Origin of the sequence: Gluconacetobacter johannae, from assembly GCF_014174305.1 — a bacterium.
Lineage (GTDB): Bacteria > Pseudomonadota > Alphaproteobacteria > Acetobacterales > Acetobacteraceae > Gluconacetobacter > Gluconacetobacter johannae.
Genome location: NZ_JABEQH010000001.1, coordinates 109,440 through 124,837, shown reverse-complemented (window position 1 = coordinate 124,837; position 15,398 = coordinate 109,440). Strand labels below are relative to the sequence as shown.

Annotated in this window: 15 protein-coding genes; 2 read left to right on the top strand and 13 right to left on the bottom strand. The window is 69.6% G+C overall.

The window, feature by feature from the left end:
- Positions 1-4 precede the first annotated feature (4 nt).
- From serS to HLH21_RS00505, 8 genes are all read right to left on the bottom strand, one after another.
- Positions 5-1,279: a serine--tRNA ligase gene (serS, locus tag HLH21_RS00540; RefSeq protein WP_182940274.1), complete on the bottom strand. Its 1,275-nt coding sequence runs from the start codon at positions 1,277-1,279 to the stop codon at positions 5-7.
- Positions 1,279-2,097: a twin-arginine translocase subunit TatC gene (gene tatC / locus HLH21_RS00535; RefSeq protein WP_182940273.1), complete on the bottom strand. Its 819-nt coding sequence runs from the start codon at positions 2,095-2,097 to the stop codon at positions 1,279-1,281. The genes serS and tatC overlap by 1 nt, the downstream gene beginning before the upstream one ends.
- Positions 2,098-2,109: 12 nt before the next feature.
- A complete protein-coding gene (gene tatB / locus HLH21_RS00530) occupies positions 2,110-2,700 on the bottom strand; it encodes a Sec-independent protein translocase protein TatB (protein ID WP_182940272.1) in 591 nt (196 codons plus the stop codon).
- 91 nt (positions 2,701-2,791) lie between these two features.
- Positions 2,792-3,457 (bottom strand): SMC-Scp complex subunit ScpB, encoded by a 666-nt coding sequence (gene scpB / locus HLH21_RS00525; RefSeq protein ID WP_182940462.1) that lies wholly within the window; start codon positions 3,455-3,457, stop codon positions 2,792-2,794.
- 11 nt (positions 3,458-3,468) lie between these two features.
- A complete protein-coding gene (locus HLH21_RS00520; protein ID WP_182940461.1) occupies positions 3,469-4,269 on the bottom strand; it encodes a segregation and condensation protein A in 801 nt (266 codons plus the stop codon).
- A gap of 73 nt (positions 4,270-4,342) precedes the next feature.
- Positions 4,343-5,209 (bottom strand): SPOR domain-containing protein, encoded by an 867-nt coding sequence (locus HLH21_RS00515; protein ID WP_182940271.1) that lies wholly within the window; start codon positions 5,207-5,209, stop codon positions 4,343-4,345.
- Positions 5,206-6,999 carry an arginine--tRNA ligase gene (argS, locus tag HLH21_RS00510; RefSeq protein ID WP_182940270.1) on the bottom strand — a complete coding sequence of 598 codons (1,794 nt, stop codon included), beginning with the start codon at positions 6,997-6,999 and terminating at the stop codon, positions 5,206-5,208. The genes HLH21_RS00515 and argS overlap by 4 nt, the downstream gene beginning before the upstream one ends.
- Before the next feature lie 62 nt (positions 7,000-7,061).
- Positions 7,062-8,219 carry a deoxyguanosinetriphosphate triphosphohydrolase gene (locus HLH21_RS00505; RefSeq protein WP_182940269.1) on the bottom strand — a complete coding sequence of 386 codons (1,158 nt, stop codon included), beginning with the start codon at positions 8,217-8,219 and terminating at the stop codon, positions 7,062-7,064.
- Between the two features lie 128 nt (positions 8,220-8,347).
- Between HLH21_RS00505 and HLH21_RS00500 the strand changes: the two genes are divergently transcribed.
- Together HLH21_RS00500 and HLH21_RS00495 are read left to right on the top strand one after the other, a co-directional pair.
- Positions 8,348-8,695: a HesB/IscA family protein gene (locus HLH21_RS00500; RefSeq protein ID WP_182940268.1), complete on the top strand. Its 348-nt coding sequence runs from the start codon at positions 8,348-8,350 to the stop codon at positions 8,693-8,695.
- Positions 8,695-9,471, top strand: coding sequence for an exodeoxyribonuclease III (locus tag HLH21_RS00495; RefSeq protein ID WP_182940267.1), 777 nt, complete (start codon positions 8,695-8,697; stop codon positions 9,469-9,471). The genes HLH21_RS00500 and HLH21_RS00495 overlap by 1 nt, the downstream gene beginning before the upstream one ends.
- A 48-nt stretch (positions 9,472-9,519) precedes the next feature.
- Here the strand turns inward: HLH21_RS00495 and HLH21_RS00490 are convergent, their stop codons facing one another.
- The 5 genes from HLH21_RS00490 to mtnA form a co-directional block, all read right to left on the bottom strand.
- Positions 9,520-9,885, bottom strand: coding sequence for a YXWGXW repeat-containing protein (locus HLH21_RS00490; RefSeq protein ID WP_182940266.1), 366 nt, complete (start codon positions 9,883-9,885; stop codon positions 9,520-9,522).
- Between the two features lie 146 nt (positions 9,886-10,031).
- Positions 10,032-11,417 (bottom strand): amino acid permease, encoded by a 1,386-nt coding sequence (locus HLH21_RS00485; RefSeq protein WP_246378979.1) that lies wholly within the window; start codon positions 11,415-11,417, stop codon positions 10,032-10,034.
- An 8-nt stretch (positions 11,418-11,425) separates the two neighbouring features.
- On the bottom strand, positions 11,426-12,229 hold the full coding sequence (locus tag HLH21_RS00480) for a cell envelope integrity EipB family protein (RefSeq protein WP_182940265.1): 804 nt from the start codon (positions 12,227-12,229) through the stop codon (positions 11,426-11,428).
- 113 nt (positions 12,230-12,342) lie between these two features.
- Complete coding sequence (aspS, locus tag HLH21_RS00475) at positions 12,343-14,142, bottom strand: aspartate--tRNA ligase (RefSeq protein ID WP_182940264.1); 1,800 nt, start codon at positions 14,140-14,142, stop codon at positions 12,343-12,345.
- 121 nt (positions 14,143-14,263) lie between these two features.
- On the bottom strand, positions 14,264-15,364 hold the full coding sequence (mtnA, locus tag HLH21_RS00470; RefSeq protein WP_182940263.1) for an S-methyl-5-thioribose-1-phosphate isomerase: 1,101 nt from the start codon (positions 15,362-15,364) through the stop codon (positions 14,264-14,266).
- Positions 15,365-15,398 lie beyond the last annotated feature (34 nt).

Here is a 15,398-nt window from a genome sequence, read left to right as displayed (position 1 = left end):
GCCCCTACGCGGCCCGAACGACCTCCAGCCCGCCCATGTAGGGGCGCAGGGCCTGCGGGACGGTGATGCTGCCGTCCGCGTTCTGGTAGTTTTCCATCACCGCGATCAGGGTCCGGCCGACGGCCAGGCCCGACCCGTTCAGCGTATGGGCGAACACCGGCGCCCCGCCGTCGGCCGGGCGGACGCGCGCGTTCATCCGCCGCGCCTGGAAGTCGCGGGTGGTGGAGCAGGACGAGATCTCGCGCCAGGCCTGCTGGCCCGGCAGCCAGGCTTCGAGGTCGAAGGTCTTCGCCGCCCCGAACCCGGTGTCGCCGGCGCACAGCAGCATCCGGCGGTACGGGATGTCCAGCCGTTCCAGCACCATTTCGGCGCAGCGGGTCATCCGCTCATGCTCGGCGTCGCTGTCCTCGGCGGTGGTGATGGACACCATCTCGACCTTCTGGAACTGGTGCTGGCGCAGCATGCCGCGCGTGTCGCGCCCGGCCGCCCCGGCCTCGCTGCGAAAGCACGAGGACAGCGCGACCAGCCGTCGCGGCAGGCTGGCGGCCGGCAGGATGTCACCGGACACGCTGGCCGTCAGCGGGACCTCGGCCGTGGGGATCAGCCACCGCCCGTCCTCGGTCCGGAAGGACTGGTCGGCGAATTTCGGCAGCTTGTCGGTGCCGAACATCGCCGCCTCGTTCACCAGCACCGGCACCACCGTCTCGGTGTAGCCGTTTTCCTGCGTGTGCAGGTCCAGCATGAACTGGCCCAGCGCGCGTTCCATCCGCGCCAGCGCGCCGCGCAGCACGACGAACCGCGCGCCCGACAGCTTGGACGCTGTTTCGAAATCCATCAGGCCCAGCGCCTCGCCCAGCGCATAATGCTCGCGGGGTTCGAAGGCGAATTCCCGCCGCTGGCCCACCTGGTGGACGACGACATTGCCGGCCTCGTCCGCGCCGTCCGGCACCGATGCGTCCAGCCGGTTCGGCAGCACGACCAGAATGTCGCGGATTTCGGCGTCAAGCTCGCGGGACTGGAGTTCCAGCCCCTCCATCTCGTCGCGCAGGCGCGTGCCCTCGGCCTCGAGGGCGCTGGTGTCGTCGCCGGCGCGGCGCAGGGTGGCGATTTCGCGGGACAGGGATTTGCGTCGGGCCTGCTTCTCCTGCAACGCGGTGACGGCGGCGCGCCGTTCCTCGTCCAGGCGGACCACCCGGCCGGCCACTGCTTCCTCGCCCCGACGGGCCAGCGCCGCGTCGAAGGCGGCGGGATCGGCGCGCAGGGCGCGAAGATCATGCATCAGTTTTGCTCCGCTTCATCATCGTCCAGCCGCCGGGGTTCGACCAGGCGCGCGCAGAAAATGGAAATTTCGTATAGGCCGATCAGCGGCACCGCCAGCCCGGTCTGGGTAATCACGTCGGGCGGCGTCAGGATCGCCGCCGCCACGAACGCACCGACATAGGCGTAGCGCCGTACCCGCTTCAGCGAAGCCGATGTCACGATCCCGACTTTCGCCAGCAGGGTCAGCACGACCGGCAGCTCGAACGCGATGCCGAACGCCATAATCAGCTTCATTACCAGCGCCAGATATTCCGACACCTTGGCCTGGAGCTGGATCTGCAACCCGTCCTGCCCGTCGGCGGTCTGGAACGACAGGAAGAATTTCCACGCGAACGGGAAGACGAAATAATAGGCCAGCGCCGCCCCCAGGACGAACATGACCGGCGTTGCGACCAGGAACGGCAGGAAGGCGCGCTTTTCGCTGCGATACAGGCCGGGTGCCACGAACATCCACACCTGCACGGCCACCATCGGAAAGGACAGGAAGGCCGCGCCGAAGATGGCGACCTTGATGTAGGTGAAGAACGCCTCGTACAGCGCGGTGTAGATCAGGTGCGGCTGTTCGCCCTGCTGGCGCATCACCTCGCCCAGCGGGCGGGCCAGGAACAGATAGATCCGCGCCGAAAAATGGTAGCACAGCAGGAAGCACAGGGCGAAGGTGACGGTCGACCACAGCAGGCGGCGACGCAGTTCGACCAGATGTTCCAGCAGCGGCATCGGCTGGTCGTTGATCGGATCGTCGTTCAGAACCGTGTCTCCGGGCTTGCGTTGGTCCATCGCGTTGGGGCCTCAGCCTTCGGCCGGATGCGTGGCCGAAACCCGCCGCGCGCCATGCATCACCCGCACCGGCGGCAGGAAGGCGGGCGGCCGCAGGCGCGCACGCTCACCGGCCAGGCGCCGCCCGACCGACGGCGGTAGCAGCGCGGGCGGCGGCGTATCATCGGCGGCCGGGGGAAAGGCAGTTTCGGCGTACGAGGCCACCGGCGTGGCGTAGCCGTACTCGTGCAGGCCGCCCGGATCGAAGGCGGGCGAACTGTTCAGCGGCGTGCTGTCGGGAATCGGGGTCCGGCGCGGTTCGGCCACCGTGTCCAGCGGCGAGTCGTCGATGGCCCGCCGGATGGTCCCGTCGCCGTCGATCGCCTTCATGAGCTGGTTGCGGACATTGAACCGGCGCATGCGGTTCACCTCGTCGCGGACCTCGGTCAGGTCGGCGTCGCGCACCATCTCGTCCACGTGGGACTGGAACTCCGCCGCCAGCTTCCGGCCCTTCTTAATCAGGCCGGTGACGGTACGGATGGCCACCGGCATGTCCTTGGGGCCGATCAGCAACAGGCCGACGACACCGATCAGGGCCATTTCAGACCAGGCGAAATCAAACATGGTGGCCCAGGGCCTCCTGCCCTGCCGGACGACACCCGCGACGGGGAACGTCAGGCGGCATCGGGTAACACGAAAACAGGATGGACACCTATCACGGCGTGGACAGGTCGGAAACCGCCCCCTCGGGGCCGGCCTCGTCCACGGGCGCGGGGGCCGGGCGTTCGCGCAGGCCGGGGTTGTCCGGCACATCGACCAGCAATTCCTCGCGCCGGGGCAGGTCGCGCAGGTCGCGCAGGCCGAAATGACGCAGGAAATCGGGCGAGGTGCCCCACAGGATCGGCCGGCCAGGGACCTCCTTGCGGCCGCGCGGGACGATCAGGGCGGCCTCGAGCAGCGTGTCCAGCACCTGCTGGCTGAGCGACACGCCGCGAATTTCCTCGATGTCCGCACGCGTGCAGGGCTGATGATAGGCGACGATGGCCAGGGTTTCCATCGTGGCGCGCGCCAGCCGCCGGGGACGATGCAGCACCTTGGTCAGGCGCGGCGCCAGGTCCGCCACCGTGCGGAACTGCCAGCCACCCGCGATCAGCACCGGCGCGACGCCCCGGCCGGCATACAGCGCCACCACCGCCTCGATCACCCCGCGCACATAGGCGGCCAGGTCCTCGACCTCCGCCGGGATTTCGCCCTGGGCCTCCAGCAGGTCGGCGATGGCGCGTTCGGGGACCGGATCGGGGCTGGCGAAGATCAGGGCCTCGACCAGCCGGACCGGCAGCGGGACCACGTCACCCCCGCCGGCCCGCGCGGGCGCTTCCATATTGTCGTTCGTCATTCCGCCGCGTCCATCCGGTCCATGTCCCCATCGTTGGCGGCGTCGGCCGCCGGGTCGCTGGGGCGCAGCATGATCCGGCCGAACTGTTCGTCCTGGCGCAGTTCGATCGCGCCGTTGCGCGCCAGTTCCAGCCCCGCGATCAACGTTCCCGCCATCGCCGCGCGGCGCAGCCGCATGCGTTCGGCGTCATCGGCCGCGTCGATGCCGGGGCCGGTGTCCGGCAGGAAATTGTCCAGTTCGCACCAGCCCGGCACCGCTTCGGCGCCCAGCAGCCGCTGCAGGCGCGACAGCGCATCCTGCACCGTCCAGAACAGCAGGCGGCGCGGCTGGTAGACCCGCTTGCGCGCGGTGCGCCGCATGGCCGCCATGTAGGCGCCCATCAATTGCGACAGGTCCAGCGCCAGCCCCGACCGGTCGATTTCCGTCAGGTCCTCGCGCGCGCCACGGGCGAAGACGTCACGGCCCAGTTGCGGCCGCGCCGCCAGCCATTCCGCCGCCTGGCCGATCCGCGCCAGTTCCACAAGCCGCGCCTGCAGCAGGCCGGCGGCTTCCTCGGCGTCGGCGGCCTCGCTTTCCTCGGCCGGCAGCAGCAGCCGCGATTTCAGCCAGGCCAGCCAGGCCGCCATCACCAGCCAGTCCGCCGCCAGTTCCAGCCGGATGCGCCGGGCCGATTCCACGATGGCCAGATACTGTTCGACCAGACGCAGGATCGAGATCCGCGCCAGATCGACCTTCTGCGCCCGGGCCAGGTCCAGCAGCAGGTCCAGCGGGCCGTCGAACCCGTCCAGATGCAGCATGGGCGAGGTCAGGCCCTCCGGCAGCTCGAACCCCCCGCCTGTCTCGTGTCCCTGCGTCACGAACGCCGCCGCCTCAGAACCCGGCCAGGGTGCAGGCCAGGCCGTTCAGGCGCACATGTTCGCAGAACGACGTCGCCTGGGCGATGCTGGCGAACCCGCGCGTACGCAGGCGGTAGAAGACCGCGCCGCCACGTTCCGTCCGCTCGACGATCGGGGTGCGGCTGGCGAACAGGTCCGGATATTGGTGGACCAGACGCGCCCATTCCTTCTGCGCGGCCTCCTGGGAATCGAGGGCGGCCAGTTGAACGCCGTATTTTCCCTCGGCGGGCGTGGCCGCGACAGGCGGGGTCGGCGCCGGGGCGGCCGGCTGCGCCGCCGGAGCCGGAGCCGTCGCCGGCCCGGCCGGGATGGATGGCGTCGCGGGGGAAGCCGCCGTGGCGGGCGGCGGCACGGGCTGAGCCGCCGGCGCGGGACCCGGAGCCGCGGCGGGCGCGGCGGAGGGCGGCGCCCCGTACTGTTGGGCCAGCGCGTCGGGACGCGGCTGTTCCGGTCCGGGGGCCAGGCGCGCGACCGCCCCGTCCTCGCCCGTCGGCGCATCCGCGCCCAGAACCTGCATCCCGCCCGGATCGACCGGCCGGACGCGCAGCGGCCCAGGCGGCGGCCCCAGGACCGGAATGCCCGATTGCTGATGCCCCATCAGAACCCAGCCGCCGATCGCCAGCACCAGCAGCCCGCCCAGCCCCGCCGCGCCATAGGCCAGCCGCCGCGTAGCCGGGTCGGAGCCCAGGAACCCGTGCAGCACCCCCGCGGCCCGATGACCCGCCGAGCGGGAACGATCGCGGGCCGGCGGTTCGTCGTCGTAGTCGGTGCTCATGCGTTCGCGCGCGCGGGTCAGGCGTTCCGCGTAGGGGTCGCGATCGGAAGGGTCCGAATCTGTCATCGCATTTCCTCGACCGGCTCCACGCCCAGCACCGCCAGACCCGACCGGATCACCGTGGCCGTCGCTTCCACCATCGCCAGCTTCGTCCGCGTGGCCTGCGGATCGTCCTCTTGCAGGAAGCGCAATGTCGCATCATCGCGGCCGCGATTCCACAATGTATGGAAATCCGCCGCCAGCTCGCCCAGATAGAACGCGACCCGGTGCGGCTCCTTCGCCTGGGCCGCCCCCTCGATCGTGCGCGGCCACTGGGCCATGCGGCGCAGCAGCGCCAGTTCGGCGTCCGACTCCAGCCCGTCCAGCGGCGCCTCGGCCAGCGCCACCGGCGTGATGGCGTCCGCCCCCAGCATCTCCTGCGCCGCGCGCAGCACCGAGCGGCAGCGGGCGTGGGCGTACTGGACGTAGAACACCGGGTTGTCGCGCGTCTGGGCCACCACCTGGTCCAGGTCGAATTCCATCTGGGCGTCGGCCTTGCGCGTCAGCATGGTGAAGCGGACGGCGTCGCGCCCGACCTCGTCGATCAGGTCGCGCAGGGTGACGAACGTGCCGGCGCGCTTGGACATACGCACCGGCTGGCCGTCGCGCACGATCCGCACGATCTGGCACAGCAGCACGTCGAGGTCGGGCTTGCCCGCCTCGCCCGCCAGCGCCTTCACCGCCGCCTTCATCCGGGTGACATATCCCCCGTGATCGGCGCCCCAGACATCGATCAGCACATCCGCGCCCCGGCGGATCTTGTCGTCGTGATAGCCGATATCGTTGGCGAAATAAGTGTTCGACCCGTCAGACTTGCGGAGCGGGCGGTCAACGTCGTCGCCGAACGCGGTCGAACGGAACAGGGTCTGGGGCCGGGCCTCCCAATCGTCGGGCAGCTTGCCCTTCGGCGGCTCCAGCACGCCTTCATACAGCAGGCCCAGCGCATCCAGGCGGCCGATCGCGCAGTCGGTCACCCCATCGGCCAGGATCTGCGCCTCGCTGGTGAAGACGTCATGACGCACGCCCAGCGCTTCGAGGTCCTCGCGGATCATCCGCATCATCTCGGCGACGGTGAAGGATTTCACGGTCGCGAACCAGACATCGACCGGGGCGGCCACCGCCCCCGCACCCGCCAGGCCGGTGCCGTGCAGCTCGGCCAGCGCCTGGCCGACCGGCACCAGGTAGTCGCCGCCGTACTGGATCCCGCCCGGCACCAGGGCCGCGAACGCGTCCTCGTCCATCGGGGTGCCGATGGCCTGCAGGTAGCGCCAGTAGGCCGCCCAGGCGAGGGCCGAAACCTGCGCGCCGGCGTCGTTGATGTAATATTCCTTGGTGACGTCGTACCCGGCCTTCAGCAGCAGGTTGGCCAGCGCGTCGCCCACCACCGCGCCACGGCAATGGCCGACATGCATCGGCCCGGTGGGGTTGGCCGAGACATACTCGACATTCACCCGCACCCCCTGCCCGATCGCGGCGTCGCCGTACGATTCCCCGGCCCGCAGCACGTCCGACACGACCGACCGCAGGACCCCGGCGTCCAGCGTCAGATTGACGAATCCCGGCCCGGCGGGCTCGGCCCTGGCGATGCCCGGCGCCGCAACCAGCGCCGCCGCCAGTTCGGCCGCGATGTCGGCCGGGCGGCGGCGGGCGATCTTCGCCACCAGCAGGGCCGCGTTGGTCGCCATGTCGCCGTGGGCCGCATCGCGGGTGGGCGTCAGTTCCACGCGGGCCGCGACCTCGTCCGGCAGGTCGGGCACGATGCGCCGCACGGCCTCCTGCACATACGAGAGATAGCGGACGAACAGGCTGTCTGACATGCGATGCGGTTTCCCAAAAAGCCGACGAATAAGGAATGGGTGGGCGAAGAATGATGGGCGTTTCAGCCCGGCACGGACAGATCCGTCAACCGTCGATGTTCCTCCATCGCGAATCGGTCCGTCATTCCCGCTATATAATCCGCCACGACCCGGCGCGCACCGGCGGGGTCGGCCGCCTGCGCCTGCTGGCGCCACCCGTCGGGCAGCAGGGACACATCCTGCGCCAGGATCGAGAAGATCGATTCGACCGCCATCCGCGCCTTGCGCGTCATGCGGTTCACCCGCCAGTGGCGATACAGGCGGGCGTAGAGGAACGTCCGGATCGCCCCGTTGTCGCGGGCCATGGGGGCGCTGTACGCCACCACCGGCCGTCCCGCGCGCCGCACGTCGTCGGCCGAAGCCGGGGCCAGCTCGTCCAGGTTGCGCCGGGTCTGCTCCCTCAGGTCCACCGCCAGCGCGTTGATGACGCGGCGGATGGTCTCGTGCCGCAGGCGGGCATCGACATCCAGGTCGGCCGCGCCGGCCAGCCCGCGCACCTGGGCCAGGGCCGGCCCCACCACCGGCAGATCCACCAGGTCCGACAAGTGCAGCAGGCCGGCGCGCAGTCCGTCATCCAGGTCGTGGGCGTGGTAGGCGATGTCGTCGGACATCGCCGCGACCTGCGCCTCGACCGAGGCGTACTGGCCCAGGTCCTGCCCCATCCGGTCCGCGTAATCCGCAATGTAGCCGGTCGGATGATCGACCGGCCCGTTATGCTTCACCAGGCCTTCCAGGGTCTCCCACGTCAGGTTCAGCCCGTCGAAGGCGAAATACCGCCGTTCCAGCTTGGTCACCTGGCGCAGCGTCTGGGTGTTGTGATCGAACCCGCCCCAGTCGCGCATCGCCGCCGCCAGCGCGTCCTCGCCGGCGTGGCCGAAGGGCGTGTGGCCCAGGTCGTGCGCCAGGGCCAGCGTTTCGGTCAGGTCCTCGTCCACCGCCAGGCTGCGGGCGATCGACCGGGCGATCTGGGCGACCTCCAGCGAATGGGTCAGGCGCGTGCGGAAGAAATCGCCCTCGTGATTGACGAAGACCTGCGTCTTGTACTGCAAGGTCCGGAAGCCGGCCGAATGCAGGACGCGGTCCCGGTCCCGCTGCCAGGGCGTGCGGGTCGGAGCCTCGGGCTCGGGGTACAGGCGGCCACGGGCGGCGCCCGTCTGGACAGCGTAGGATGCGATGCTCATATATACCCTCATCCCGCACGGGCGGCGGCTCCGGCATCGGATGCGCCGGGCACGCCCCCGTCGATAACCCGCCCGGCGCCACAAGGCCAGCATGCCCTGGTCCGGCCGGACCGACGATGGTGATCCGAATGGACGTGTCCCCCCCTGCCTTCAGCGTTTCGCCCGAGGCCGTCAGCCGGCTGGAAGAGATCGTCGCGTCCCAGCCGGGGGCCGGCGCGCAGGGCCTGCGCGTGGCGGTGCTGGCCGGCGGCTGCAACGGGTTCCAGTACAGCTTCGCCCTGGATGCCGACACGCGGGCCGACGATACGGTCATTCCGGCAGGACGCGCGCGGGTGCTGGTCGATCCGGCGAGCCTGGACCTGCTGGCGGGGGCGGAACTGCATTTCAACGATTCGCTGATGGGGGCGCATTTCACCGTCCGTAACCCCAATGCGACTGCGTCCTGCGGCTGCGGCACCAGCTTTTCCATCGACTGATGAAAATCGCCACCTGGAACGTCAATTCCGTCCGCCAGCGTCAGCAGCATGTCCTGGACTGGCTGGACCGGGAAAAGCCCGATCTGCTCGGCCTGCAGGAAATCAAGTGCGAAAGCGCGGCCTTCCCGGCCGAGGCGTTTCGCGAAGCGGGCTACGACAGTGTCGTCGTCGGGCAGAAAAGCTATAACGGCGTCGCGATTCTCAGCCGCCTGCCCTTCGAGGTCACGGCGCAGGGGCTGCCCTTTCTGGACGACGACGCCCCGCAGGCGCGCTATGTCGAAGTCCGGGCCGCCGGGCTGGTGTTCGGCAATCTGTATCTGCCCAACGGCAATTCGGGCGGCAGCATCGGCTACGCCGCCAAGCTGGCCTTCATGGAGGCGCTGGCGCTGCATGCCCGCGCCCTGCTGGAGGCCGGGACCGACTTCATCCTGGCCGGGGATTACAACGTCTGCCCGACCGACGAGGATTGCGCCCCCGGCGCCCTGCCCCCGACCGACGCCCTGCTGCGCCCCGAAACCCGCGCGGCCTTCCGGCGCCTGCTGTGGCTGGGCCTGACGGATGCGGTGCGCGCCCTGCATCCGCATGGCCGGCATTACACGTTCTGGGATTACCAGGCAGGCGCGTGGCCCCGCGACAGCGGGCTGCGTATCGACCACGCCCTGCTGTCGCCGCGTATTGCCGAACGGCTGCTGGCCGCCGAGCCGGACCGTGACGAACGCGGGCGCGCCCAGCCGTCGGACCATGTGCCCCTGATCGTGGCGATCGAGGACCAGTAAGGCGCCGTCACGCCGTCCGGTCCCCGATTCCGCCTGCTTGGGACGCGATCAGCGCCAGCCCGGACGGACCCAGACCCAGCTCGGCCCGCGCCGCTCCCACCGTCCGGGTCCCCAGCCGCCATGGCCGCCATAGCGGACATAACGCCCCGGCATCCACACATAGCCGCCGGGACCCCAGTCCCAGACACCCTGCTGCCAGACCCAGCCCCGCCCGCGTGGCGGCGGCACGGCCTCGTAGCGCACGGCCGGCGGCGGCGGCGGCGACCAGCCCGGCCGCGTGGGTCCATAACGGTAATACCCACCCCCGCCCGGATAGGGCTGGGCCTGTGCGGATGACATGTCGTGCCCCGCCAGGCCGATTCCTGCGACAATGCCCAGCGCCAGAAGGGCGCGGCGGGCAATCTGCCTCGTCATGATGGAAAACCTCCTGCATGCGGGCGGAACAGGCAAGCCGCCCCGCGCCATCCGAAACACTGTGCGCCGATCATCGTGGCGGCGGAATGGCGAAATGTCGCGGTGTGTAACGCAGTTCCATCAGGACGCACCGTCCCGGGATACCGTCAGGACGCGCCGTCCCGGCGACGCTGCGTCACCAGTCCCAGCGCCAGGATCAGCATCAGGGTCACACTCCCCAGTTCGATCTGGATGCGGGTGTCGGGCGTCAGCATCATCGTGACCATCACCAGCACGATGGCGCCCACCGTCAGCCACGACAGGTAGGGAAACAGCAGCATGGGAAAGGCCGGGCTGCGCCCCGCGCGGTGCATCCGCCGGCGCAGGCTGATCTGGGCGAACACCACCATCAGATAATCGAACAGGATCACCGCGCCCGACGCATTCAGCAGGAAGCCGAAGACCTCGCTCGGAAAGGTCGCGGCCACGACCGTCATCAATGCCGCGATCGCCGCCCCCATCGAAATCGCCCGGCGCGGCGTGCCGCTGGGCCCGGTCCGGACCAGCCAGTGCGGGGCGTCGCCATGGGCCGCCATCTCGAACAGGATGCGCGAGGTGACGTAGAGCGTGGAATTGAGGCACGAGGCGATGGCGATCAGCACCACCACCGTCATCGCCCCCTCGGCCCCCGGGATGCCGATCCGGTGCAGGACCTCGAGAAACGGGGAGTGGCCGGGCTGGATCTGGTTCCAGGGCACCAGGCACAGGATGATGCCCAGCGAGCACAGGTAGAACAGCATGACGCGGATCACGACGGTGCGGATCGCCTGCACGATGTTCCGCCCCGGATTGTCGGTTTCCGCCGCCGCGACGGTCGCGATCTCGGCCCCCGCGAAGGTGAACAGGATGGCCGGCAGCAGCGACAGCGACGCGCTGAAGCCGTGCGGCATGAAACCACCCTGGTCCCACAGATTCGCGACGGTGCCGCCGAACGACGGGCCGAGCATGCCGAACAGCGCCAGCCCGGCGATGACCGAGAACAGGCCGATCGCCGTGATCTTCATCAGCGAGAACCAGAATTCGAACTCGCCATATCCCCGGACCGAGAACATGTTGACGCCCGTCATCGCCCCGATCAGCACCAGTGCCACCGGCAGTTGCGGGCAACCCAGCATAGGGGCCACGATCAGCGCGGCCGCCTTCGCCTCGACCGAGGCCACCACCACCCAGAACAGCCAGTACGACCATCCGGTGACGAAGGCCGCCCGTGCGCCCAGCCCGCGCCGGACATGGCCCACGAACGACCCCGAATCGGGACTGTCGATCGCCATTTCGCCCAGCATACGCATGACCAGGAAGACGATCAGCCCGGCCAGGACATAGGACAGCAGCACCAGCGGCCCCGCGCCCTGGATCATCACCGACGTGTTCACGAACAGCCCCGCGCCGATCATGCCCCCGATCGCGATCATCGAGACATGGCGGCTGCGTAGCGAATGGGCCAGTCCGGCGCCCATGCCCGCCCCGTTATCCGTGGCGCCGTCCTTCGCCATGCCGCCGCTCAGCACCGGTGGGGCGCCGGGGCGGGGGTGAAGCTACGCAATGTTCCTCGCATGCGGAAATCTCCGAAATCCATGTCCAGCCGGTCCGAGACACCATTCGCGAAATAGCGCATGCCGATCGCGTAGTCGGGGCGCATATCGTGCGACGACGGCGTATAGAACGCCACATGCACCCGTCCCGACGACAGGCGGGACAGGGCGGCGAAGGGGCTGTCGGACGGCGGCGGCGACCAGCCCAGCATCATGACATAGGTATATTGCGGGCCGTCGGCCCCGGTGCCATCGAACAGCAGCGGCGTGATCGACGTCTCGCCGGCCTGGGCCGCGCGGACGATCGCGGCGGTATGCGCCATCGGGAACAGCGTCCCGGCCGGCAGCGGCAGGACGCGGCCCGCAGGCTGGCTGTAGCGGATCTCGCCGCCCGAGGCCGCCATCGTGGCCTCGCCCCTCAACTGGGTGACCGGCGCGCCGTTCGAGGTCTGAACGGTGCGAAAGACCAGATGACGCCCGTCCTTGGCTTCCAGCGTGGCGTAGTCGGACACCAGTTCGGTCGTCACGCCGGACCGCGAGACCGTCTGCAGGCGCAATTTCTGCTGCGTCGACCAGGCGGTGCAGGCATCGGACACGGCAAAGACCATCGTGCCGCTGGCCGCGACCGTATCGCCCCCGCCGACCGATTGAAGGGTCAGGTCATAGGTCGCGCGATGACCGGCCAGCACCACCGGCGCCGGCGTCGCGGCATGGGCGGACGCCCCCCCGGACAGCAGGCCGGCGGCAAGACATATCCCGGCCGCGATACCCATCCGGACCCGCGCCGGCGTCCCGAAGGGAAAGGACCACCGTTTCATCACGTCAGCAGAACGCATCGGGGCGGCGCGCGCAACGACAATGCCTCCGAACCGCCCCGACCAGCCGCTTATGCCTTGGCGGTCGCGCCCGGTTTGGGGCGCGGCAGGTCCAGCGCCAGCGACAGTTCCTTCAGCCGCGCGGGCGGAACGGGGGCGGGCGCGCCCATCATCAGGTCCTCGCCCTGCTGGTTGAGCGGGAACAGGATGACCTCGCGGATATTGGGCTCGTCGGCCAGCAGCATGACCATGCGGTCCACGCCGGGCGCCGAACCGCCATGCGGCGGCGCGCCGTAGCGGAAGGCGTTGAGCATGCCGCCGAACCGGGCCTCGACCTCGGATTCGGGATAGCCCGCGATCTCGAACGCGCGGATCATCACCTCGGGCCGGTGGTTGCGGATCGCGCCCGACGACAGTTCCACGCCGTTGCAGACGATATCGTACTGATAGGCGGTGATCGTCAGCGGGTCCTGGCTGTTCAGCGCCTCCAGACCGCCCTGCGGCATCGAGAACGGGTTGTGCGAGAAGTCGATCAACCCGGTTTCCTCATTGCGCTCGTACATCGGGAAATCGGTGATCCAGCAGAAGCGGAACGCATCCTTTTCGATCAGGTCCAGTTCGGTCGCGATGCGGGTCCGCACCAGGCCCGAGAATTTCACGACTTCGTCGCCGCGTCCGGCGGCGAAGAACACGGCGTCGCCCGCCTTCAGGCCCGTCTTCTCGCGGATCGCGGCGACGCGCGCGGGTTCCAGGTTCTTGGCGATCGGGCCCTTGCCGCCTTCCTCGTCGAAGATGATGTAGCCCAGGCCGCCGGCCCCGGCCTCGCGCGCCCAGGCGTTCAGCTTGTCATAGAAGGCGCGCGGACGATCGCCCGCGCCGGGTGCCGGAATCGCGCGCACCTCGCCGCCGCCGGCCACGATCTTCGCGAACAGGCCGAAGCCGGAATCGGCGAACGCCTCGGTCACGTCGCTCAGCAGCAGGGGGTTACGCAGGTCGGGCTTGTCGCTGCCGTAGCGCGCCATGGCGGTGGCGTAGGGAATGCGCTCGAACGGGGCGGCGCTGACGGTGCGGCCGCCACCGAATTCGCGGAACACGCCTTCCATCACCGGCTCCAGCGTCGCGAACACGTCTTCCTGGGTCGCGAACGCCATCTCGAAATCAAGCTGGTAGAATTCGCCCGGCGACCGGTCGGCGCGCGCGGCCTCGTCGCGGAAACAGGGGGCGATCTGGAAATACCGGTCGAACCCCGCGACCATGGCAAGCTGCTTGAACTGCTGCGGCGCCTGCGGCAGCGCGTAGAACTTGCCCGGATGCATCCGCGCCGGCACCAGGAAGTCGCGCGCGCCCTCGGGGGACGAAGCGGTCAGGATCGGGGTCTGGAATTCGACGAATCCCTGGTCGGTCATGCGGCGGCGCAGGCTGGTGATGACCTGCGCGCGCAGCATCATGTTGCGATGGACCTTGTCGCGCCGCAGGTCGATATACCGGTAGGTCAGGCGCAGGTCCTCGGGATAATGCTCGTGCCCCGCCACCTGGAACGGCAGTACGTCGGCCGCCGACTGGACATCGACCTCGCGCGCGCGAAGTTCGATCTCGCCGGTCGGCAGGTTCGGGTTCTTCGTCGCGTCGTCGCGCAGCACGACCTCGCCGGTGATGGTCAGCACGCTCTCGACGCGGATGCGCTCGACGGTCTCCAGCACCGGCGAACCCGCCGGGATCACGATCTGGGTAATTCCGAAATGGTCGCGCAGGTCGATGAACAGCAGGCCGCCATGATCGCGCTTGCTGTGCACCCAGCCGGAGAGGCGGGCGGTCTGCCCGGCGTCGCTGGCCCGAAGGGCGGCGCAGCTATGGGTACGATAGGGATGCATGATCTCGTCCTGTGTCACCAAAAACGGGCTGGCCAAAAAGCTGGCAGGTCCGGGCGACGCGCGCCCGTCCCGGTCGAAGGCGGAGGAAGCCGACCGAAGCCGCCCCTGTCAAGGGCGGGGGTCAGCCCGCCTGTTCGGGGAACAGCGCGGCCAGGCCGGCCCCGGTCGCCTCGCAGCAGCCGCGTTCGGTAATCAGCCCGGTGACCAGCCGCGCCGGGGTGACGTCGAAGGCCGGATTGGCCGCCCGGCTGCCCGGCGGGGTCAGGTGCACCGTCTCGATCAGGCCCGCCGCGGTGCGGCCGGTGATCGCCGTGACCTCGTCGCCGTTGCGTTCCTCGATCGGGATTTCGGTCAGCCCGTCGCGCACCCGCCAGTCGATGGTGGTGGACGGCAGCGCCACCCAGAAGGGCACGCCGTTGTCGCGCGCCGCCAGCGCTTTCAGATAGGTGCCGATCTTGTTCGCCACGTCACCGGCCCGCGTCACGCGGTCGGTGCCGACGATCACCAGATCGACCGCACGATGCTGCATCAGATGGCCGCCGGCATTGTCCGCCACCACCGTATGGGGCACGCCGTGGCTGCCCAGCTCCCACGCCGTCAGCGCGGCGCCCTGGTTGCGCGGACGGGTTTCGTCCACCCAGACATGGACGTTCAGCCCCCGATCGTGGGCCATGTAGATCGGCGCCAGCGCCGTACCCCAGTCGACGGTGGCGATCCAGCCGGCATTGCAATGGGTCAGGATATTGACCGGCTTGCCGTCGCCCCGCCGGGCCGCGATCTCCTCGATCAGGGGCAGGCCGTGGCGGCCGATGGATTCGTTCTGGGCCGCGTCCTCGTCGCAGATGCGCCCGGCCTCGTCATACGCGGCGGCCACGCGGTCGGCCGGCGCCAGCGGGCGCAGGCGGTCCAGCATCCGTTCGATGGCCCAGCGCAGATTGATCGCGGTCGGGCGGGTCGCGGCCAGCAGCGCCGCATCGCGCTCCATCGCCGCGTCGGCGGCATCGACCCGCAGGGCCAGCGCCAGCCCATAGGCCGCCACTGCGCCGATCAGCGGCGCGCCACGGACCTGCATGGTACGGATGGCGTGCGCCACCTGCTCCATGTCCGTCAGGCGCAGGACGTCCAGGTTCCACGGCAGGCGGGTCTGGTCGAAGATATGGATCGACCAGCCGTCATCCTGGTCCACCCAGACGCTGCGATAGGGTACGTTGCCGATCTTCATGACGTGCGAGTCCGATGCCGGAGTGGGGGGAAGC

Coding starts and splice junctions, on each gene's coding strand:
- tatB (WP_182940272.1), bottom strand. CDS start 2,700: ATGTTTGATTTCGCCTGGTCTGAAATGGCCCTGATCGGTGTCGTCGGC.
- HLH21_RS00500 (WP_182940268.1), top strand. CDS start 8,348: ATGGACGTGTCCCCCCCTGCCTTCAGCGTTTCGCCCGAGGCCGTCAGC.
- argS (WP_182940270.1), bottom strand. CDS start 6,999: ATGTCAGACAGCCTGTTCGTCCGCTATCTCTCGTATGTGCAGGAGGCC.
- tatC (WP_182940273.1), bottom strand. CDS start 2,097: ATGGACCAACGCAAGCCCGGAGACACGGTTCTGAACGACGATCCGATC.
- HLH21_RS00520 (WP_182940461.1), bottom strand. CDS start 4,269: ATGCTGCATCTGGACGGGTTCGACGGCCCGCTGGACCTGCTGCTGGAC.
- HLH21_RS00480 (WP_182940265.1), bottom strand. CDS start 12,229: ATGGGTATCGCGGCCGGGATATGTCTTGCCGCCGGCCTGCTGTCCGGG.
- HLH21_RS00490 (WP_182940266.1), bottom strand. CDS start 9,885: ATGACGAGGCAGATTGCCCGCCGCGCCCTTCTGGCGCTGGGCATTGTC.
- serS (WP_182940274.1), bottom strand. CDS start 1,279: ATGCATGATCTTCGCGCCCTGCGCGCCGATCCCGCCGCCTTCGACGCG.
- aspS (WP_182940264.1), bottom strand. CDS start 14,142: ATGCATCCCTATCGTACCCATAGCTGCGCCGCCCTTCGGGCCAGCGAC.
- HLH21_RS00515 (WP_182940271.1), bottom strand. CDS start 5,209: ATGACAGATTCGGACCCTTCCGATCGCGACCCCTACGCGGAACGCCTG.
- mtnA (WP_182940263.1), bottom strand. CDS start 15,364: ATGAAGATCGGCAACGTACCCTATCGCAGCGTCTGGGTGGACCAGGAT.
- HLH21_RS00505 (WP_182940269.1), bottom strand. CDS start 8,219: ATGAGCATCGCATCCTACGCTGTCCAGACGGGCGCCGCCCGTGGCCGC.
- scpB (WP_182940462.1), bottom strand. CDS start 3,457: ATGGAAGCGCCCGCGCGGGCCGGCGGGGGTGACGTGGTCCCGCTGCCG.
- HLH21_RS00495 (WP_182940267.1), top strand. CDS start 8,695: ATGAAAATCGCCACCTGGAACGTCAATTCCGTCCGCCAGCGTCAGCAG.
- HLH21_RS00485 (WP_246378979.1), bottom strand. CDS start 11,417: ATGGCGAAGGACGGCGCCACGGATAACGGGGCGGGCATGGGCGCCGGA.